Source organism: Corallococcus sp. bb12-1 (genome assembly GCF_026626765.1).
Classification (GTDB): domain Bacteria; phylum Myxococcota; class Myxococcia; order Myxococcales; family Myxococcaceae; genus Corallococcus; species Corallococcus terminator.
Window position 1 is genome coordinate 760,298 of the sequence record NZ_JAPNJZ010000007.1, and the last position, 20,702, is coordinate 780,999.

At 69.5% G+C, this 20,702-nt stretch carries 18 protein-coding genes; 8 read left to right on the forward strand and 10 right to left on the reverse strand.

From position 1 onward, the window contains the following. Positions 1-29: 29 nt before the first annotated feature. Both OV208_RS13655 and OV208_RS13660 read left to right on the forward strand, forming a co-directional pair. Positions 30-854, forward strand: coding sequence for a GNAT family N-acetyltransferase (locus OV208_RS13655; protein WP_267574259.1), 825 nt, complete (start codon positions 30-32; stop codon positions 852-854). Positions 855-921: 67 nt separating this feature from the next. Further along, positions 922-1,380: a GNAT family N-acetyltransferase gene (locus OV208_RS13660; protein WP_267574260.1), complete on the forward strand. Its 459-nt coding sequence runs from the start codon at positions 922-924 to the stop codon at positions 1,378-1,380. 11 nt (positions 1,381-1,391) lie between these two features. On the opposite strand, the gene OV208_RS13665 is transcribed toward OV208_RS13660, so the two are convergent. Further along, the gene (locus OV208_RS13665; RefSeq protein WP_267574261.1) at positions 1,392-2,441 is read right to left on the reverse strand and encodes an oxidoreductase; all 1,050 of its coding nucleotides are present in this window, start codon (positions 2,439-2,441) and stop codon (positions 1,392-1,394) included. Between the two features lie 28 nt (positions 2,442-2,469). Further along, the gene (locus tag OV208_RS13670) at positions 2,470-3,681 is read right to left on the reverse strand and encodes an ISAzo13 family transposase (RefSeq protein WP_267574262.1); all 1,212 of its coding nucleotides are present in this window, start codon (positions 3,679-3,681) and stop codon (positions 2,470-2,472) included. A gap of 215 nt (positions 3,682-3,896) precedes the next feature. Here OV208_RS13670 and OV208_RS13675 point away from each other — a divergent pair, with 215 nt between their 5' ends. Continuing rightward, positions 3,897-4,481, forward strand: a complete 585-nt coding sequence (locus OV208_RS13675; RefSeq protein ID WP_267574263.1) for a hypothetical protein — start codon at positions 3,897-3,899, stop codon at positions 4,479-4,481. Between the two features lie 84 nt (positions 4,482-4,565). After that, positions 4,566-5,588, forward strand: coding sequence for an isopenicillin N synthase family dioxygenase (locus OV208_RS13680; RefSeq protein WP_267574264.1), 1,023 nt, complete (start codon positions 4,566-4,568; stop codon positions 5,586-5,588). A gap of 65 nt (positions 5,589-5,653) precedes the next feature. On the opposite strand, the gene OV208_RS13685 is transcribed toward OV208_RS13680, so the two are convergent. The 7 genes from OV208_RS13685 to OV208_RS13715 form a co-directional block, all read right to left on the reverse strand. Continuing rightward, a complete protein-coding gene (locus OV208_RS13685) occupies positions 5,654-6,709 on the reverse strand; it encodes a ferritin-like domain-containing protein (protein WP_267574265.1) in 1,056 nt (351 codons plus the stop codon). 469 nt (positions 6,710-7,178) lie between these two features. Next, on the reverse strand, positions 7,179-8,006 hold the full coding sequence (locus tag OV208_RS13690; RefSeq protein ID WP_267574266.1) for a hypothetical protein: 828 nt from the start codon (positions 8,004-8,006) through the stop codon (positions 7,179-7,181). Between the two features lie 134 nt (positions 8,007-8,140). After that, positions 8,141-9,394 (reverse strand): hydroxymethylglutaryl-CoA synthase family protein, encoded by a 1,254-nt coding sequence (locus OV208_RS13695; RefSeq protein ID WP_267574267.1) that lies wholly within the window; start codon positions 9,392-9,394, stop codon positions 8,141-8,143. 40 nt (positions 9,395-9,434) lie between these two features. Then, a complete protein-coding gene (locus OV208_RS13700) occupies positions 9,435-10,472 on the reverse strand; it encodes a zinc-binding dehydrogenase (RefSeq protein WP_267574268.1) in 1,038 nt (345 codons plus the stop codon). 44 nt (positions 10,473-10,516) lie between these two features. After that, positions 10,517-11,266, reverse strand: a complete 750-nt coding sequence (locus OV208_RS13705) for a CoA-transferase subunit beta (RefSeq protein ID WP_267574269.1) — start codon at positions 11,264-11,266, stop codon at positions 10,517-10,519. Next, positions 11,263-12,063 (reverse strand): CoA transferase subunit A, encoded by an 801-nt coding sequence (locus OV208_RS13710; RefSeq protein WP_267574270.1) that lies wholly within the window; start codon positions 12,061-12,063, stop codon positions 11,263-11,265. Before OV208_RS13710 ends, OV208_RS13705 begins: the two co-directional genes overlap by 4 nt. After that, positions 12,060-12,743 carry a TetR/AcrR family transcriptional regulator gene (locus tag OV208_RS13715; protein ID WP_267574271.1) on the reverse strand — a complete coding sequence of 228 codons (684 nt, stop codon included), beginning with the start codon at positions 12,741-12,743 and terminating at the stop codon, positions 12,060-12,062. Before OV208_RS13715 ends, OV208_RS13710 begins: the two co-directional genes overlap by 4 nt. A gap of 200 nt (positions 12,744-12,943) precedes the next feature. On the opposite strand from OV208_RS13715, the gene OV208_RS13720 reads away from it, so the two are divergent. From OV208_RS13720 to OV208_RS13730, 3 genes are read left to right on the forward strand one after another with little or no spacing between them, the layout of a single operon-like run. Beyond that, positions 12,944-15,076 (forward strand): two-component system sensor histidine kinase NtrB, encoded by a 2,133-nt coding sequence (locus OV208_RS13720; RefSeq protein WP_267574272.1) that lies wholly within the window; start codon positions 12,944-12,946, stop codon positions 15,074-15,076. Beyond that, a complete protein-coding gene (locus tag OV208_RS13725) occupies positions 15,054-16,427 on the forward strand; it encodes a sigma-54-dependent transcriptional regulator (protein WP_267574273.1) in 1,374 nt (457 codons plus the stop codon). Before OV208_RS13720 ends, OV208_RS13725 begins: the two co-directional genes overlap by 23 nt. Positions 16,428-16,465: 38 nt before the next feature. Next, complete coding sequence (locus OV208_RS13730) at positions 16,466-17,035, forward strand: HEAT repeat domain-containing protein (RefSeq protein ID WP_267574274.1); 570 nt, start codon at positions 16,466-16,468, stop codon at positions 17,033-17,035. A 51-nt stretch (positions 17,036-17,086) separates the two neighbouring features. On the opposite strand, the gene OV208_RS13735 is transcribed toward OV208_RS13730, so the two are convergent. Beyond that, positions 17,087-18,886: an SLC13 family permease gene (locus OV208_RS13735; RefSeq protein WP_267574275.1), complete on the reverse strand. Its 1,800-nt coding sequence runs from the start codon at positions 18,884-18,886 to the stop codon at positions 17,087-17,089. Between the two features lie 433 nt (positions 18,887-19,319). Here OV208_RS13735 and OV208_RS13740 point away from each other — a divergent pair. Beyond that, a partial coding sequence (locus OV208_RS13740) for a sensor histidine kinase (RefSeq protein WP_267574276.1) occupies positions 19,320-20,702 on the forward strand: 1,383 nt, incomplete at its 3' end.

The following is a 20,702-nucleotide window of genomic DNA, read 5'->3' on the forward strand; positions in this document are numbered from 1 at the left end:
GGGGGGCCCTCCCGGTGTAGATGGGGAGGATGAGCGACGTGAACCTGTGGGAGATCGCGCGGAGGTTCGAGCGCAAGGCCGCCGAGACCGTGTTGGCGCTGGCGACGGAGTCCGCTCCGTTGGCCGACGGTTGGATGGTGTTCGGGGGCGTGGGCTCCTATGTGAACAAGTCCTGCGGCTACGGGTATGACCAGGAGGTCACCGGCGCGCAGCTGGATGCGCTGGTGGCGTTCTTCTCCTCGCGGGGTGTCGAACCGAAGGCGGAGCTGAGTCCCTTCGCCCCGGCGGCGCTGCTCCAGGGGCTGGCGGAGCGGGGGTTCGTGCTGCGCGAGTTCGAGACGGTGCTGTACCGGCCGCTGCTCGGCGACGAGGCCTCGCGCGCGTCGGGCCCTGGGGCGCCCCCGGGGGTGACGGTCGAGCGCGTCGATCCGCGCGACGACGCGGCGGTGCGCACGTATGTGGAGGTCGCCGGCAGCGGCTTCAGCCCGGAGGGGGAGTCGATGTCGGAGCAGTTCCTGTCGCTGGGCATCAAGGGCGCGCGCCAACCCTGGACGGACTCGTTCCTGGCCCGGCTGGACGGTGTCCCCGTCGGCGCGGGGGGCTGCGAGTCGATGGAGGGGCTCACGACCCTGTTCGGTACGTCGGTGCTGCCCGCGTACCGGCGACGGGGCATCCAGCAGGCGTTGATTTCAGCCCGGCTGGCGCGCGCCGTGGAGCGTGGCAGTGACATGGCCGCGATCATGTCCGCGCCCGGCATCCCCACCGAGCGCAACGCGATGCGCATGGGCTTCCAGATGGCCTACTCCCGCGCCGTGCTGGTGAAGCACGGCGCGGGGCTGATGCCCTCGCCTTGACCAGGCTTCGACGGGAGCGGCTGGAGCGCTTCGCACGTCGATGCCGATGCCCGATGCTGTCCTTCCCATGATTCGCGAAGCGACCCCCGGTGACGCTGGCCTCCTGACGCGTGTGTTGCGCGAAGCCTTCGAGGAGTACCGGGGGCGTTTGGATCCGCCCTCCAGCGCGCACGACAAGACCGAAGCCGTGGTGACGCGGGAGTTGCGCGACGGCGGGGCCTTCGTGGTGGAGGTGGACGGACTGCCGCGAGGTTGCGTGTTCTTCCATCCGAAGGACGACCACGTCTACCTGGACCGGCTCGCGGTGCTGCCGGCTTCGCGGGGCCAGGGGCTGTCGCTCCAGCTCATGCAGGCGGTGGAAGCCCGCGCGCGCGAACTGGGTCACACGCGCGTGCGCCTGTCGGTGCGGCTCGCGCTGACGTCGCACCACGCGTGGTACGCGCGCCAGGGCTACGCCTTCCATTCCCACGGCACGCACGCGGGCTACACGTCGCCCACGTTCCTGGTGTTGCAGAAGGTGCTCTGACCCTGGGGGCTTCAGTCCCGGGGCAGGGTGATGCGCCGGCCTTCCGCGTCGCTCTGGAGTGCCGCCTGGATGACGCGCACGGTATGGCTCGCGCTCAGCGCGGACACCGGCACCGGGGCGCCGTGGAGGATGGCGGCGGCGAGCTGGCGATAGAACTGGCCGTAATCGCCGGGCGCGGTGGGGACGGCCTCTCCCGACGTGAGCAGCCGGCCATGGTTCGCGGGGGGCTCGCCGCCGAAGCCCGGATGGCCGGGGCGCAGGCCTGCTTCGAGCTGCCCTTCCTGCGGATCCAATCCGTGTTTCACATACGCGTCCCGGTCCCCCTGCAACACGAAGCGGGGCCACGGCGCATGCACCACCGAACCCGAGTGCAGGAGCACGCGCAGCGCGCCGTAGCGCAACACCAGATGGAACCAGTCGGTGCCCTGCGCGCCGGGGCGTTGTTTGCCGAGGTCCGCGCCCACCGACTCCGGCAGGCCGAACAACTGCACGGCCTGGTCGACGAGGTGCGAGCCCAGGTCCCACAGGGTACCGCCGCCGGGCACGTCCTGTTCCTTCCAGCGCGCCTTCACCTCCGGGCGGAAGCGATCGAAGTGGCTCTCCAGGCTGTACAGCGTCCCCAGCCGACCCTGGTTCAGGAGCTGGCGCACGGTGAGGAAGTCGCCGTCCCAGCGGCGGTTGTGGAACACGGTGAGGCACAGGCCGCGCTCCTTCGCGAGCGCGTCCAACCGGAGCGCTTCGTCAGCGTCCAGCGCGAAGGGCTTCTCCACCACCACGTGCTTGCCCGCGCGCAGGGCCTGCTCGGCGAGTGAGGCGTGGCTGTCGTTGGGCGTGCAGATGACGAGCACGTGGAGGTCCCGGTCCGACAGCAGCGATTCCACCGTGCCCGTCCGGACGCCCGGCCAGTCGCGCGCCACGACGTCAGCGCGGCGCGATGCCACGGCTGCCAGCGTGAACGCGGGCTCCGCGGCCACCAGTGGCCCATGGAAGCGCGAGCCGGACAGGCCATAGCCGAGGAGACCCACACGCAAGAGGGAACCGGGAGCGGGAGCAGAGGCCATGCGCGACACGTTAGGGTCCGCTCAGAAATTACTTGGCCGAAATGGGCTTGAGGACGTAATTCCAGTCTCCATGGAAGTCTGAGCGGATGAGGCGGAGTTGGTGCATTGTCGCCTGAGAGACGCTGACTCCCGTGCGGTAGCGCCGCCGGTCCAGCCGTGCATTCACCTTCAGGCCCTTGGCGGTAGTCGTGGTGCCGATGAGGTTCACCACCGTCTCGTAGTCCTCCAGCGGACGGCCTCTCCAGTTCATGCTGATGTGGCTGAAGAGGCGATGCTCCACCTTGTTCCACTTGCTCGTGCCGGGAGGGAAATGACAGACGCTGATGGACAATCCCGTCGTGTCCGCCAGTCGCTGCAACTCTGCCTTCCACACCCGGCTTCGCGCGCTGTTGCTGCCGCCCGAGTCCGCCGTCACCAGCAACTGCTGCGCCTCGGGATAGCGCTCCTGGCCCATTTTGCGCCACCAGGTGGCGATGCTATTGACGGCGAAGACGGGCGTGTCGTGGTCCACTCCCACCGACACCCAGGCGCTGTTGTCCCCGACGTCGTACACGCCATAGGGAATCGCCTTGCCCACTGCCGTGTCCGGGAAGTCATGCGTCAGGCTCAGCACTGGCGCCCCTGCCGGCTGCCATTCGCGACCTCCATTCTTGAACTCCCCCACCAGCTCCTTCTTCTTGGTGTCCACCGAAACGACCGGCTGCCCCCGCTGCTGGAACTCCCCCACCTGGGCGTTGATGTGCTCGAACTGGGCGTTGCGGTCGGAATGCGACTCTCCCTCCAGCGACTTGGCCCCGGCCTGCAAGCTGTAGCCCTGGCGTTTGAGCAGCTCCCCCACCTTCTGCGGGCTCACTTCATAACCCTGTTTCTTCAACTCCGCGGCCAACACCCTCGTGCTCTTGCACGTCCAGCGCAGCGGCGACTCCGGGTCTCCCCGCGTCACCGGGTCCACCAGCGACTCCAAGGCTTCCGTCAGCCCCGGCTGAGCCACTTCCACCGGGGGGCGGCCCGCACCCTTGCGCCGCACCCGCACCAGCTCTCCTGGAGGACTCTTTCCGCTCGCCTCGTCGCGCCCCGCGCGCACCGTCATGCGCGCCAAGCCCGTCGCCCGTGCGACCGCAGTGACGCCGCCGCGCCCCAGCGCGAGTGCCTCGGCCCCTGCCCAGCGGCGCGTCACCCGCTCATCCATGACGTCTCGGAGTGCCTGGTAGCGCTCCGCCACGGCCTTTTCCGCGTCCATCTCCGGCCAACACGCTCGGTCGCCTGTCTATTCCACTATTCGACTAACTAATTTCTGATCGCGCCCTTAGCGGGAAAGGGCCTGGATGCGGACGTCCCTTCGCGCATCGAATCTGTCACGCATCCGACAGTTCTGGAATGAGCACTGAAATACATTCCTGAACGTGGAAAACACGTTCATGAAGTCAAACCGTTAAATCGAGGGGGCATCGACACATGAAGACTCAAGCGAAGGCACACATCCGCGGGCTGGTCGCAGGACTGTTCATCACCGCGCTCATCGGCTGTGGCGACGAGGGGGGCGTCCCTCCCGCAGCAGGAGCCGCGACACAGGAGGCGTCGGCGAGTTGCAAGATGGTGGATGCGACCGAGCCGGAGGTCGCGCGACTCCTCCAGGGAGCGAAGCTGACGCCCCTGGGCCCGGCCACGGAAACGCATGTGGATGGGCGGAAGATCTCGACCCTGAGATTCCAGGTGGAGTCCACGGTCGCGGCGCAATCCAACCCCGGAGGGTCCGTGGCCTCCATGGCGGCGGGAAACGGAACGATCATCTGTACCGGGGGATGCACGGGCAAGCGCTGTGGCTCTCCCAATGGCTGCGATGCCGTGAGCGAGGGCTGCACGGCCATTGATTGTCAGAATGATTGTGATGGAAGTTGTATGAAGACAACGGTGTATACGCCGACCGACGCGGGTGTTTCGGACGCGGGCACTCAAGACGCGGGTGCCTCCGATTCCGGCATCGCGGATGCGGGCCCTGCGGATGCGGGCCCTGCGGATGCGGGGGCTGCCGCGTCCTGAGTCCTGGGCTGCTTCCACCCCCTGGGAGCTGTCGGCGCGTTAGAATGGGCGCCGTCGTCCACCCCCTCCGGAGGAATCAGCCCCATGGACACCGTGCCCGTCATCGACGTCCGAGCCCTCGTCGACACCACGTCGAGCCTCGCGGCCCGCCGTGAAGTCGCCGCGAGGATGGGCGTCGCGTGTCGGCACAACGGGTTCTTCTATGTCTCCGGGCACGGGGTGGACGCAAGCCTCCAGGCCCGGTTGGAAGGACTGGCGCGAGAGTTCTTCGCGCGCTCGGAGGAGGAGAAGCAGGCCGTGCGCATGGCGTTGGGCGGCCGGGCGTGGCGGGGCTTCTTCCCGGTGGGCGGCGAGCTCACGTCGGGACGGCCGGACCGCAAGGAAGGCCTGTACTTCGGCACGGAGCTGTCCCCGGAGGATCCGCGGGTCCGCGCCGGAACGCCGCTGCACGGGCCCAACCTGTTTCCCCGCCAACCGGAGGGCATGCGCGGCGCGGTGCTGGACTACCTGGCGGCGCTGACGTCGCTGGGGCATGCGTTGATGTCCGGCATCGCGCTCAGCCTGGAGTTGGAAGAGGACTTCTTCGCCGCGCGATACATGGCGGACCCCACGGTGCTGTTCCGCATCTTCAACTATCCGCCGGGCCCGGAGGTGGACGGGGAGGGGTTGCCGGTATGGGGCGTGGGCGAGCACACCGACTACGGCGTGCTGACCATCCTCAAGCAGGACGACGCGGGCGGGCTCCAGGTGAAGTCGCGCCAGGACGGGCAGGTGCGCTGGGCGGATGCGCCGCCGGTGGAGGGCACGTTCGTGTGCAACATCGGGGACATGCTCGACCGTATGACCCGGGGTGTGTATCGCTCCACGCCGCACCGGGTGCTCAACCGCGCGGGCCGAGACCGTCTGTCATTGCCCTTCTTCTTCGACCCGGACTGGACGGCGGAGATCCACGCCATCGACTCGCCGGTGCTGCGTGACGCCAGCGCGGATGACCATGCGGAGCGGTGGGACCGGCAGAGCGTGCATGCGTTCCGGGGCACGTATGGGGACTACCTCCTGGGCAAGGTGGGCAAGGTGTTCCCGGACCTGCGCGCGGAGGTGTTGTAGCCGCGCGCGTCCTGGCGCGGTCGTGGCTGCGCTGTTCGTACGTGTTTCCCCACCAGGGTTGGAGCTCAGGTCCAGAGTTCCTGCTCCAGCGTGTCCAGCAGGGCGCGGGCCACTTCGGGCAAGGGCAGCCCGGCCTCGGCGGTGAGGCCTGCGTCGAGAGGCACGGCCGCCTCCGCGCGCAGGACCTCCACCGCGTGTCGCTGGGCCTCTCTCAGGGCGGTTTGCTCCTCCGTGGAGAGCAGGGGCTGGGCCCAGTCCGCGACGTCCCAGGAGAGGGCCGCGTGCCGGGTTTCGTCCTCCGCGATGTGGACCATGGCCTCGCGAATCTCCGGGTCGAGTGCATGCAGCGACTGGTGGTGGGCCACCAGCGCGCCGTACGTCTCCCGCACACATCCCTCCACGACGTTGTCGAGCAGCATCTCCGTCAGGGAACGCAACGGCAGGTGGGTGACAGATGGCGGTACAGGGGGCGCTCCGTAGCGCGAGGCCAGTCGGAGGGTGACTTCGGTGTGCCGCACCTCATCCTCCGCGCTGATGAGCGCCGCGTCCTGCAACGCCCTGTCCGCGCCATGCAGGGCCAGCTCCTCGCGCAGGCGAAGGAAGGAGTGGATGGAGGCGGCCTCCAAACGGGCGGCGTCCGCGAAGTAGCGCCCCCGTGGATCCTCGCAGTCCTGCTCCGGCGCGTCCTGAAGCCCGAAAGGGCGTCGGCCTACGATGCAGTTGTGGCGTCCGAACTCCACGAGGGTGCGCTTCTTCTCGACCAGCTCCCCCGAGGGGGAGATCCGCAGGACATTGCGGTTCACACTCTCTCCGCAGCCGTGGCCACTTGTGCCAATCACCGTGAAGCTGCCATCCGGATTGGCTCCGACCCGGCCCCGGTCTTCGTCGCTACCGCAGACGGAGTAGCCTGAAGCGAAGGCGATGAGCACGGCCTCCTGTGCCGTGTCGATGGTGCCAAGCAATTGCTTGAGCGACGCTGTCGAGTTCGCGAACTTCACCTCGCCACCGCGCGTGGTCGCCAGTTGATAGGCGTCACAATAGGGCAGACAGTGCATGTTGAACCCCGAGGCGAGGTCGGGATTCTGGAGGGTTTCCTGACAGGCCGCCTTGTCGGGGGCCATCTCGCAAGCCTTCCCGAACGTGGACGCCGGCTTGAATCGGACGCGCTTGCGCATCCACAAACCCGTTTTCCCCATCACCGTCTCCGGGTCTCCCTCCCTTTTCGCCGTCCTGTCGGAGGGTGTGTCACCCGCACGTCTCGCGTCGGGCTGGATGACTCGCAGCTGGACGAAGTCGGGTGCGGGAGTCATCGACAGCCTGTTGACCGAGGGAACAGGCCAACTGCTTTTCGGAGGAAATGCCTGCTCGCATTCGATCCGGTCGTAAAAAGGCTCGGGAGGCGTTTCCGACGGGGAGGTGGTCGCGACGATCGGCTTCACCGGAATGTCGCCCGTGCCCTCGCGCCTGTCTTGCTGGCATCCCGCGAGCATCAACGGTGTCGCGAGCGAGGCCCCCAGGGCCCGGGAGAACAGACGCCGCAGTCGGTGTGCATTCATGAGGGCTCTCCGTGAAACGAGGTCGGGCACAGGCTCAGTATCCACCGAATCGGAAGTGATCGTTCGAAAGCCAGGCTTCCGCTATCGCTTGCAGCGTCACGTCTCCGGACCGGTCCGCGAGTTTCGTGAACGCCACCGCTGCCTCTGGAAACTCCCATCCTGGAGAGTTCAGGGACATCCACGCGCCTGAAAGGTTTCCTGTCCGCATGCATTCTTCGAAGACGTCCCGCTGACGTACCGCCTTGAACCAGGCGGGAGCGGTAGGGCGCGCCGCGATCAGGGCGGCAACCTCCCTGGAACCTTCCACCCCCGCGAAGTGGCGCATGTCCTCCGAATAAACGGCGCTGTATTCCGTGGGGAAATCCCCGCTGTAGGCCAGGGGATCATCGAAGCAGGAGAGGGGAGCCTCCTCCCGGAACTCGGGCCGTTGCAGGAGCCCGAACAACTGGTCGCCGGATTCATTGGCAATCATGTCGAGTTCGTCGAGATCGCGGACGCCAGCGGCATTCGCGAAGTCTTCCAGTTCCGCCGAAACGCACTCGTCCGCCACGAGTTTCTTGAGCGCCACTATCGTCAGGAGTTGCGTCAGGTTCCGCGCATGCTCGTTCACGCGATATCCCCCTTCGACACGTGACCTCACGATGGTGGTCGTGCGGGGGCTTCCCCAAAGCCACCAATAGCCGATGTAGTAGGGGCCCGACGAATTGCTCCAGAGTGGGATGAGCGCGGGCGGGAATCCATAGAGGTGGTACGGAAGGTCGGCCATGAAGGAGGGCATGGGGAGGTCCCCTGTCGCGCACGCAATGGCTTTCTCCGGAAGCCCCAACAGGCGCATGACCTTGACGTAGGGCGTGTTCTTCACTGAGGGGCCTCCGGGGAGGCCCCGATTCTTATCGACATTCCAGCGCCGCGCCAACGCCCCCCGGGCCCATGCAAAACGGGCGATGCGCGCTGTTCGCGCGCATCGCCCGTGAAGACAACTCAACCTGCCCCGAACTACGCGCCCGCGTACTTGCGGCGGTGCTCGACGATCTCCGCCAGCCGGAACGTGCCCGGCTCCGGCGCGATGGCTTCTGGCGCGTCGTACGGCAGGTTCATCAGCCGCTCGTACTCCTCCACCGACACGCGCTCGCGCTTGGCCAGGACGGAGTCCAGGTCCGCGCGCGCCATCCGCTCCGCCGCCTTCTCACCCACCACGCCGGAGTAGAACTCCGCGCAGCAGCCGCTGCCGTAGGACAGCAGGCCGATGCGCTGGTTCGCCAGCGCCGCGCCCTCCGCGTGCAACTGCCCCGCGAGCGCCAGGTACAGCGAAGCGGTGTAGACGTTGCCCACGCGCGCGTTCAGGCCCAGCGACTTCGCCACCTGCGCGTCGTAGCTGGCCTGGGACTTCGCCGCCTCGTCGCGCGCCTCGGGCGTGGTCGGCCCGGAGGCCGTCGCGTCCTCCAGGTCGCACAGCCGCACCTGCGCGTGCGCCTTGCGCGCCATCTTGCAGAAGGGCACGTGGTACAGGATGCGCGAAAGCTGCTCACTGGGCAGCTTGGAATCCCAGCGCACCAGCCCCTGCTCCATCGCGCGCTGACGCCAGCCCCGGTACGCCCCGGCCATCGCGTCCAGGTAGCAGGTGATGGAGTAGTGCCCGTCCACCAGCGCTTCGCGGCGACCCACCGGCCGCCAGAAGTCGTACACGTCCGACGTGCACACGCCGTTGAGCCCCACGTCCATCGCCAGCAGGTCCGGCGTCTCCGACACCAGCAGCGCAACCGCGCCGCCGCCCTGGGTGGGCTCGCCCGCCGTCTTCAGGCCGTAGCGCGCGATGTCCGTGCACACCACCAGCGCCGTGCGTCCCGCGCCCGCGCCAGAGGCAATCCACTCCACCGCCGCCATCAGGCCCGCGGTGCCGCCGTAGCAGGCGTGCTGCGAATCGAACGTGCGCATGGAGCGCGGCAGCTTCAGCAGGCCGTGCACGTGCGACGCGATGGGCTTCGAGTGGTCCACGCCCGTCTCGGTGCCCACCACCAGCATGCCAATCTTGGACGTGTCCACGGACTGCTGCTGGATGAGCCGCGCCGCCGCCGTGGCCGCCAGCGACACCGAGTCCTCACCGGGGTCGTTGACCGCCATCTCCTTCGCGCCCAGGCCCGCCGTGAACTTCGCGGGGTCCACGCCGCGCGCGCGCGCCAGGTCCTCGATGTCCACGTACCGCCGGGGCACCGCCACGGCCAGCGCTTCGATTCCAACCCGCTTCTTCATGGGGAACTCCTCATGTCCAGTTGCTGCGAATCCGAATGACTCACGCCTCGGGCGGCACCAGCACCAGCCGGCCCGCCACCTCACGGTTCTCCAACCGGAAGTGCGCGCGCCCCGCATCCGCCAGCGCCACCTCCTCCGACACGAAGGGACGCACCAGCCCGGCCGCCGTCAGCCGCAGCGATTCGTCCAGCTCCTCGCGCGTCGTCGCGTAGGCGCCCAGAATCTCCAGCTCCTTCACGATGACCAGGCCCGGGTTCAGGTTCACCACCCCCGACTCCAGGTTGCCCACCACCACCACGCGGCCACCCGGCGCCATCGACTTGAGCGTCTGGTCGAAGGTCGCGCTGCCGACGATCTCCACCGCCACGTCCACGCCGTTGCCGGACGTGCGCTTGCGCGCCTCCGAACCGAAGTCCAGCCCACGCGAGACAATCACCTCGTCCGCGCCGGCCTCCTTCAGCGCCGCCACCTTCGCCTCGCCGGAGGTGATGGCGATGACGCGCGCCCCATCCGCCTTCGCCAACTGCACGGCCGCCAGGCCCACGCCGCCGCTCGCGCCGGTAATCAAGACCGTCTCACCGGCCCGCACCTTGGCCCGCGTGCGGAGGGTGTGCACGGCGGTGCCCAGCGTGCAGCACACCGTGGCCGCCACCGCCCAGGGCAGGCTCGCCGGCACGCGGCCCAGGCCTCGCACGGGCGCGACCATGAACTGCGCGTAACCGCCTTGCAGCTCCTCGCCGAAGAAGCGGTTGTCCGTCTTGCACAGGCTGTTGCGGCCCGCGAGGCACAGGGCGCACTCACCGCAGGACATGCGCTGCAGGGTGGCCGCGCGGTCTCCCACCTTCCACTCCGGCGTGTCCGGGCCCACCTCCACCACCTCGCCCGCGGCCTCATGGCCCAGGATGGCGGGGACGTGCGTGCGGGGCAGGTTGCCCCGGCGGTTGATGACGTCGTGGTAGCAGACGCCGCACGCGTGCACGCGCAGCAACACCTCGCCCTTGCCCGGCCGGGGCACCGGCACGGTCTCCAGACGCAGGTTCTCGGCGCTCCCGAACTGGCGAAGAACGACAGCCTCCATGCGGTGCCTCTTTCCGTGTTGCGAACTCAAAGGTGTGAAGGACTTCAGCTCCCGACGAGCGCGTCGCGGAGGTTGTGGGGATCCAACGCTCGGATGGCCGACACCGTGCGCGCGTCCGGAAGGGAGGTGACGGGCAGGGCGTCCGGCGCCGCGAACTCGAAGCCCGTGCGCTCGGTGATGCCCTCCACCGACGCCCAGGGGTGGCGCGACAACAGCCGGGCGCCACGAGGGCCGCCCAGTTCAAACGTGCCCAGGTCGGAGATGAGCCGCACCGGACGGCTGGGGTCCCGGGTCGTGGCCACCTGGACCTGCGGCACCAGGTTGCGACGCGACTGACGCGGCACCAGCAACACCGGGTTCTTCACCCACTGGCGCAGCGTGGCCGCGCCCGCGACCCCGGGGAACTTGGCGCGGGGCTTCTCCAGGCTGCCCGACGCCGTCATGTTGGTGCGGCCCGCCGGGTCCACCTCCGCCGCGCCGAAGAACACCGTGTCCACCCGCCCACGCCGCGCATGGTCGAACAGGTCCGCGATGCTCACCTCCGCGGACCGACCGTTCAGGTAGCGCAAATCCTCCGACGACGGGTACAGCTCCGGCAGGTCTGGATCCAACGAACCCACGCACGCCAGATATGTCAGCCCCGGCGCATGCGTGGCCCGTGCGACGGCGATCGCCAGGATGACGAGCGGGGACGCCACGCCGGTGGCCACCACCGCGCCGTCTTCAATCTCCCGCGCGAGCAGCGACACCACCGTCTCCGCGGGCGTCGCGTCCAGCATCGTCGTCGCCGTCATGCCGCGCTCCGCGTCGCGCGCAGCGACATGAGGAAGTCCTTCGCCTGGCCCGCCTCGGCCGCGGCCAGGTAGGCGGCCAGCATCGCGTCGTCGTGCGGGTACTTGCCCAGGCAGCCCGTGGGCAGCGCGCCGCCGGGAGCGAGCACCACGCGCTCCACCTGGAAGGCGGGGAGGGTGACGCGCGACAGCTTCGGCACGCGCTCCTCCACCGTGGCCACCACGCGCTTCGCCGCGTTCGCGACGAGCAGGTCCGTGGTGGGGTCCTCGATGTAGAGGTTGCCCTTGTCGTCCGCCGCCTGCGCGTGGATGACGGCCACGTCCGGGTAGAACGCGGGCTCCACCGGCACGCGGCGGCCGGTGAACGGATCCTCCACCGTGCGGGGCGCGTCCACCTCCGCCAGCTCCGACACGTCCGCGTCCGGCGCGGGGATGAACGGCAGCCCCATGCCGGCCGCGCGCAGCCGCTGCACCACGCGGTAGCCGTCGTGCTCGCGCCAGGCGATGTCGCCCGCTTCAATCGCGCGCTTCAAGCAGGGCAGGGGACGCACCCGGTTCTCCAGCACCAGCGCGCCGAAGGGGAACTCCACCCGCTTCAGACATCCGCCCGCCACCAGGAACTCCGCCGGCAGCGGGTTGGGCAGGGAGAGCAGCTGCAGGTCGCGCTTCTCCTGCGCGACGAGCTCCAGCACCAGCGCCATGGGCGCCCGGCCCAGCATGAACCCTCCGGCCGCGACCCACGCGCCATTGGGAATGGAGGCCACGGCCTCCGTCAGGGAACACCATCGGGCGCGGTTCACTGGGGCTCCTCCCCGGAAGCGGCGCGCGGCACCATGCGCAGCGGCGCCGAAGCATTCGCATCGGATGACGGCGTGGACGCGGCGGCCGTGGAGAGGCCGGGGAGGATCATCGCCACCATGCCGTCGGCGATCTGTTCCTCCGTCAGGCGGCCGTCCGGCTTGAACCACTTGTAGACCCAGAGGACCATGCCCAGGAACGAGAAGGCCGCGACCGTGGGGTCCACGCCGGGCAGCAGGCCCTGGCGGCTCGCGTCCGCGAACGCGCCCTCCAGGAAGCGCACGTAGCGCTTCTTGCGCCGGTCGATGAACTCTCGCGGCTCACCCGTGAGCGTGGCGTGCTCGTGGAGGATGATGATGACCTCCTTGCTGCGGCCGCTCGTCACCAGGTGGATGTTGTGGCGCATGCACTGGCGCAGGCGCTCGACGGGGTCCACCACGTCCTGCACGGGCGCGAGGACCTGCTCCTCGAACACGTCCATGCCGTAGTTCATGATGGCGAAGAGCAGCTGCTCCTTGTTCTGGATGTGGTGGTAGAGCCCCGCCTTCGTCATGCGGCACGCGGCGGCGATCTCCTGCATCGACGTGCCCTCGTAACCCCGCTCGCAGATGAGCCGGGCCGCCGTCTCCAGGATGGTCCGGTACCGCTCGCCCTCGTCCGGTTTGCGCCCCGTGGGTGTCACGCGTGCTCTCCTTGTCGGCGTCCGACGCCTTCGTCGGGATGGACCACCTACCGACCGGTAGGTCACCACTGCCTACCGACCGGTAGGTAGCACTGGCCGACGCGCTTCGTCAACGGGCAAGTACCGGGGGGCAGGTGGGACAAAAGGCCCTGTAAACAAGGACTTGGGACGACTTGTCAGGTTAGGTTGCGGGGGAGTCCATGCGGTCCACCCTCCTGCCCATCCTGCTGTTGTGCGCCGCGCTGGCCAGCGTGGGGGTGGGGGTCTGGACGCTGGTGAAGCGCAGCCGCACCGCCCTGGTGGAGCAGTTCGCGGGGGACCGGCAGAAGCAGTTGGACGAGGCCGTGGGGGGCGTCACCGACTCGCTGGAGGAGGTGGGCAAGAACCTGCGGTTCGCGGGCGAGTTGATGTCCCAGCCGGGGAGCCTCGCGGAGCACCGGCGGGAGCTGCGCGCGCTCTTGGAGGCGGTGGGCCAGTACAAGGCCATCGCGGCCTACGACGGCGACGGCGTGGAGCGGCTGTTGTTGTTGGACCGGCGTCCGGACTCGAAGGTGTCGCGCGAGGGGCTGGTGTCGGAGATGGGAGAGACGGCGCGGCGCGCGCTGCTGCGGCCTCCCGGGGATCTCACCACGTCGCCCATCCTGGACGCGGCGAACGGCGGCTGGTTGCGCATCCTCGCCACGGCGTTGCCCGCGACGGACGGCAAGCCCGAGGGCGCGGTGGCGGTGCTGGTGGACACCGAGTCCTTCTTCGCGCCGCTGCGCATCGTCACGTCGGATCTGGAGGCGCGGCTGCTGCTCGTCGGCACGCACGGGCAGCCCACGCCCGCGAGTGACGCGGGGCTCGCGGAGTGGTTTGGCCGCGTGGCGCAGAAGGACGCGGGCGTGCCCGGCTTCGCGTTCCTCGTCTCGCGGTTGAAGGCCGGGGCGCGCGGCATGTTGCCCCTGTCCGAACACGAGGCGGAGCGGCTGGGGCTGGGACGCGCGGAGGTGGTGGCCGTCTACACGCCCATCCGCATGCGCGGTGGCAGCCATTGGGCGGTGGCGACGCTGGTGTCCACGGAGGCGCTGCGCTCGCATGAGCAGTCGCTGGTGGTGCGGCTGTTGGGCGCGGGCGGGCTGGTGGCGTTCTTCCTGGTGGCCTTCGCGGTGTACGTGGTGCTGGCGCGGCGGCGCGCGGTGGCGCTGCGGGAGAGCCGGCGGCATGCGGCGCAGCTCGCCGCGCTGCATGATCAGACGCGAAAGATATTGGACCACATCCCCACGGGCGTCCTCGCGCTGACGGCGGACGGGCGGATCCGCGCCGTCAATCAGGCGCTGCGCTCCCGCGTGCCCGGCAACGTCACCGGGTCACCGCTCGCGGCCGCGTTCCCCGGGGCTCCGGAGCCGGTGCTGGAGCGGCTCTCCGCGCTGGTGGCGTCCGCGGGCCGCGAGGACCGGCCCCTGAGCCTGCTGGGTGAGCCGCTGGCGCTCTTCGGCGAGGAGGGCACGTACAACCTCCACGCGGTGCCGCTGTCGTCCGGGGACCCGGAGGAGGAGGTCCGGGCGCTGCTGGTGGTGGAGGACCTGAGCGACGTGCGCGCGCTGGAGACGAAGCTGCTGCGCGCGGAGAAGCTGGCCACGGTGGGTGTTCTCGCCGCGGGCATCGCGCATGAGATTGGGACGCCGCTGGGCGTGGTGCGCGGACGGGCGGAGTACGTGCAGGGGAAGCTGGGCCCGTCGCATCCGCAGGGGCCGGGCGTGGGCGTCATCATCGAACAGATCGATCGGGTGAGCCGCACGCTGCGCCAGTTGCTGGACTTCTCGCGCCTCCAGCCCGCGATGGTGCGGCCGGTGGCGCTGGAGCCGCTCGCGCGCAGCGTGCATGAGCTGCTGCGCGTGGAGGCGGAGCGGCGGCAGGTGTCGCTGACGCTGGATGTGCCGGAGTCGGTGCCGGCGCTGGCGGCGGACGCGGATCAGCTCCAGCAGGTGCTGCTCAACCTCACGCTCAACGCGTGTGATGCGTGCAGCGAGGGCGGCAAGGTGGAGGTGTCCGCCTCCGCGCTGGTGGGCCCGGAGGAGGGCGCCTGGGGATTGGTGGCGCTCACCGTGCGCGACGACGGGTGCGGGATTCCGAAGGAGCGCCTCAACCAGGTGTTCGACCCCTTCTTCACCACGAAGAAGCGGGGGCAGGGCACGGGGCTGGGGTTGACGATGGTGGCCCACGTGGTGCGCAACCACGGGGGCCGGGTGGAGCTGGAGAGCACGCCGGGGCAGGGCACCCGCGTCACCGTGCTGTGGCCGGTGGCGCGTGCCGCGCCCGAGGAACGACATGTCGAACGACAAGCCGGCTGACGCACGCATCCTGGTCGTCGACGACCACGTGGAGATGGGGCGCATGCTCCAGGAGCCGCTGGCCGACGCGGGCTGGACGGTGGACCTGGCCACGGGCGGCGAGGAGGCGCTGACGCTCATCCGCTCGCGCGTGTACGACGCGGTGCTGACGGATTTGCGCATGGAGAAGGTGGACGGCCTGGACGTGCTGGCCGCCGCGCGCGCGGTGGACCCGGAGCTGCCGGTGCTGCTGATGACGGCCTTCGGTGGCGTGGAGAGCGCGGTGGAGGCGATGCGCCGGGGCGCCTACCACTACTTCACCAAGCCCTTCCGCCTGGACGAGGTGCGGCTGTACCTGGGCCGGGCGCTGGAGGACCGCCGGCTGCGCGCGGAGCACCGGGCGCTGAAGCAGGCGTCGCAGGAACGTTCGGGGCTGGGCGCGCTGGTGGGCCGGAGCGCTCCCATGCGCGGGATGTATGAACTCATCGACCGGGTGGCGCACGCGGCGGCGCCGGTGCTGCTGCGCGGTGAGAGTGGCAGCGGCAAGGAGCTGGTGGCCCGCGCGCTGCACTTCCAGGGGCCTCGCGCTCCCGGTCCGTTCGTGGCCGTCAACTGCACCGCGCTGCCGGGGCCGCTGTTGGAGAGCGAGCTGTTCGGCCACGTGAAGGGTGCCTTCACCGGGGCCACGTCGGTGCGGCGCGGCCTGTTCGTGGAGGCGCACGGGGGCACGCTGTTCCTGGATGAGATTGGCGACATGCCCACGGAGCTCCAGGCGCGGTTGTTGCGCATATTGGAGGACGGCGAGGTGCGCGCGGTGGGCTCCGACGCGCACCGCACGGTGGACGTGCGCGTGGTGGCGGCGACGCACCAGGACCTGGAGGCACGCGTCCGGGAGGGCCGCTTCCGTCAGGACCTGTTCTACCGGCTCAACGTCGTCACGCTGCGGGTGCCTTCGCTGAAGGAGCGGCGGGAGGACATTCCCCAACTGGTGGAGCACTTCACCGCGCGCTCCCGGGCCCGCAATCCGCGCTCACGCGTGACGGCGCTGTCACCGGAGGTGGTGGCCGCTCTGGGCGCGATGCCCTGGCCGGGCAACGTGCGCGAGCTGGAGAACCTGGTCGAGCGGCTGGTGGTGCTGGTGCCCCGGGAGACGGTGGAGCTGGACGACCTGCGGCCCCATGCGCCCATACCGGAGCCGGAGGCGAATCCGCTCGCCCTGGCGCAGGAAGGGGTGTGGCCCCTGCGCCGGTTGGAGGGGGAGTACATCCACTGGATGGTGCAGCATTGCGGCGGCAACAAGACCCGCGCCGCGGAACTGCTGGGCATCGACGTGTCCACCATCCACCGCCGCGAACGGGAGCGGTCGACGTGATGTAATGCGTGGCTTGGATTTCCCAGGAGGATGCGGACTTGAATGAGCGTGCACCGTTGTCGCAAGTGCAGCGTGAAGCCGCGCTGAAGGACATCGTGGGGTCGGATCTCGGCGCCATCGTTGAAGCAGCGAAGCTCCTGTCATCGGACCGTTCGACCACCGCGACGCTGCTCAAGCTGCTTGAGACGGAACGCCGTGTGGAGACGCGGCAGGGCCTTCTCTACGCCCTTTGCTGGCATGGCGATCTCGGGACGTGGGACCTCATGATCCACATCCTCGCGGACCCGCAAGAGGCTCCCAAGGTGCGGGGGCAGGCCGCGGAGGGACTGTCCTACATGTTCATGTCGGTGAGGACGGATTCCCGGGAGTTCGAAGCGGCGGTCCATGCGCTGCGCGGCGCCCTGAAGGATCCCTCGCCCGAGGTCCGCTACTGCGCCGTCAATGCCCTGGGCGCGACAGGGCATCCGCCGCTCATCCCGGTGCTCCAGGCGATGGGCGAGGACCGGACCCCGGTTCCTGGCTGGATGGGGACCGTGAGCGAGGAGGCTTCCAGGGCCATTGAGGCGCTCGAAGGGCTGCACCGGATGCGCCTCAAGAACGGACGTTGACCCCCCACGAGGACGCACGACCCTCCACCGTCGTGAGCCGTCACCAGCGCCTCAACTCCGCGTGAACGGCCACACGAACGGCACCGCGAACGTCAGCAACACGAGCATCAACGCCGTGAGGGGTGTTCCCACCCGGAGGAAGTCGACGAAGCGGTAGCGCCCGGGCCCGTACACGAGCGCGGCGGAGGGCTCCAGGGGCGTGAGGAACGAGCACGACGCCGCCAGGCACGTCCCCAGGGCGAACGCCCTCGGGTCGAGCCCCATGTCCATCGCGGAATGGATGGCCACGGGCAGCATGACCAGCGCAGCAGCCTGATTGCTCATGGGGATGGAGAGCAGGACGGTGGCGAGCATGATCACGCAGAGCACACCGCGCGGTCCCACGACACCCGCCAGGGGCAGCACCGCGCGCGCCATGAACTCTCCCGCGCCGCTCTTCTCCACTGCCAGCCCCAGGGCCAGCAGCGCGCCAATCATGATGATGACCCGCCAGTCCACGCGAAAGACCGAGCGTGTATCGACGCAGCCTGTCGCCACCATGAGCAACAGCCCGGCCAGTCCCGCGATGGCGGGGGAGGTGATGCGCAGCCCCGCGACGACCACCGTGCCCGCGAAGATGAGCACGGCGAGCAGGGCGCGCCGGTAGCGCGGTCGCTGGTATTCCACGCTGCCGAGCACGGTCAGCTCCTCTTCCCGCGCGAGTTCCCGGATCCGCTGCTCCGGCCCGCCGACCAGCAGCAGGTCGCCCACCGACAACGGGATGTTCTTCAGGGCGTCCCCGCCGGCCAGGCTTCCCATCAGGTTCAGGTGCTGGTGGGAGCCCTGCAACGTGGGGTGGCGGTGGATGGCCATCGCCACGAGCCCGTAGCGCTGCGCGAAGCGGATGTCCCCCAGGGACCTGCCCGCCAGGGCCGACGTGGGCGGCACCGACACCTCCGTGAGGGCATGCGCCTGCCGGGAGTCCTCGGGAATCCGCAGGTCCGCGCTGAGCCCGATGCTGCGCAGGTCCTTCACCCGCAGGATGTCGTCCAGGCTGCCGGCGATGATGAGGTGCTCCTGGGGCTCGAGCAGCTCCTGGGGGGCGGGAGGGCGCATGACCCCCTCGCGCACGACGCCCCGCACCGGGACCCCCAGCCCCTCCGTGAGCTGGCGCAGCGGCTTGCCCACGAGCCGGGAGCCGGGCGTGAGCACCGCCTCCGTCACGTATTCCCGCAGGGGCGGCGCTCCCGCGACCGGGTCGCCTTCGCGCGGGGGCAGCAGCCACCGCATGAGCAGCAGCGTCACGCTGATCCCGATGATGGCGAGAGGGAGCCCCACCGGCGTGAGCTCGGTGAAGCCAATGCGTCCCAGCCCCCACTGCTCCAGCGCCGAGCTGACGACGAGGTTGGTGGACGTGCCAAACAGGAAGATGGTTCCCCCCAACATGGAGCTGAACGCCAGCGGCATCAGCAGCCTGCGAGAGGCCACCTTCGCCTGCGCGGAGGAGGCCGTCGCGACGGGGAGGAACGCCGCCGTCACCGCCGTGTTCGACGCGACGGAGGAGAAGGCGCAGACGGCCGCCAGCAGCATGACGATGAAGGCCCGCGGGCTGAACCGCGCGAAGAAGAGCAGTCGTCGGCCCACGAGCTGCATCACCCCCGTCGCGCTGAGCCCCTGGGTCAGCGCCAGGAGCGCGAAGATGAAGACGACGGTCTCGTTCGAGAATCCGGAGAGGGCCTCGCGAGGCGTCAGCAGTCCGCTCAGCACCAGCAGCACGACGATGGCGAGCGAGCTCACCTCCGTGGGAATGCGGTCGATGGACAGCAGGACAATGGCAATCACCACCACGCCCAGCGCGATTGTCACCATCATGATTGGAAGGTGGGGGGAAGGGGGGATGGCAGCAATGCTTCGGGCCCCCGTCCCCAGGATGCGTCAGGCGGACGTCTGTCTGATCAGGTCAGGCCTGTAACGGCTGGAAGGCCATCAGGACAGGCAGGAGGGCGAGTGCCCCCGGGACTGCTCGTCAGGCGCGGCGCTCGTCAGGATGAGGTGGGCGGCCCGGGGGCCCGCGCCAAGGGAGAAGGCGTTGGGCTGCTCGCGCCGCACCAAATAATGGGCATGCTCCTCCCTGGCGGTGGTGACGGAGGGCGACATTCCAGGAGCAACACCCTGCGCGCCGCGCCCCATCCCAGCCAGACGGGCGGAGGGCTGCTTCGGGAGCCGGAAGGCCTGACGGCTTGACGTTCGCGCCGGGCGGTCCCATCGGATGAAGATGCCTTCTTCTCAGCCACGCAGGACCTACGTGTCCTGGAAGATGCTCGTCCTCGCCTTCACCGCCGTCGTGGGGAGCTTCTTCGCGACGAGCCTCATCGTGCAGCGCTCCTCCTCCGCGGTGGGCAAGCTGTCCGAGGACATCATCTACAACTCGGCGCCGAGCATCGAACACCTGGCGCTCGTCCGCAGGTCGGTCCTGGAGGTCGAGCTGCTGCTCGCGCGGTTCATCAATGAGCCCCAGCGTCGGCCCGATCTGGGGCGGGACCTGGACGAAGCCCTGTTGCGTGCCCGGCGCGGCGTCAGCGGGTACATGGCGCTGACGGCCTTCCCTGGCGAAGAGTCGGTGCGGATGGACATCCAGGAGTCCTGGCTGCGCTTCGACAACGCCGTCACTCGCGCGCGCACCGTCACGGAGTCGAACCCGGAGGCTGGAAGGGGGGCGCTGTTCGATCAGGAGGTGGAACCGCCGGGCCGGCGCCTCCTGGAGGACGTCACGCGCTCCATCGAATACAACGCGGTCCGCGGCCGGGAGCTGGCGGAGCGCATCCGGGAGACCCGACAGCAGACCCTGAAGCTCGCGACGGGCCTCAACGTGGTCTGCGGCATCCTGGCCGGGGTCGTGGCGTGGCTGCTCCATCGGGAGCTCCAGGCCCGGCGAGCGCTCGCCGACGAGCACACGAAGTTCCTCGAAACGCGCGCCGAGGAGCTGGAGCAGTTCGCGGGCCGCGTCGCGCACGACATCCGCAACCCGCTGTCCTCGGCCCGGCTGTCCGCTGAACTCGCGGTGCGCAAGAGTCCGGATGAATCAGTCCGCGCACCCATCCAGCGCATCATCCGGAGCCTGTCCCGCGCGGACGCCATCACCGGCGCGCTCCTCGACTTCGCGCGCTCCGGCGCGAGGCCGGACCCGGGAGCCCGGACCGAACCCCGGGCCGTGATTTCGGATCTGCTGGTCGGCTTCGAGGCGGAGGCGGAGCAGGCCGGCATCGAGCTTCATTGCGAGCCGGTTCCCCCGGTCCTGGTCGCGTGCAGCACCGGGGTCTACCTGAGCCTGGTCGGCAACCTGGTCCGCAACGCCATCAAGTACATGGGCGATGCGTCCACCCGCCGCATCACCCTCCGGGTGGTGGAGGAGGGCGGCATGATTCGCACGGACATCCACGACACGGGCCCGGGGATCGCCCCGGAGACCCTGCCCTCGCTGTTCGAACTGTACTTCCGCGCGCACGGAGGCGTCGCCGAGGGGCTCGGGTTGGGCCTCGCGACCGTCAAGAATCTCGCGGAAGGGCACGGGGGCGGCGTCGGCGTCAGGTCCGAGCGGGGGGCCGGGAGCACGTTCTGGTTCGAGCTTCCGCGCGCCGGCTCCTCCTGGGACACGGCCCCGTCCCCACCCGCCCCAGAGTCCGTTCAA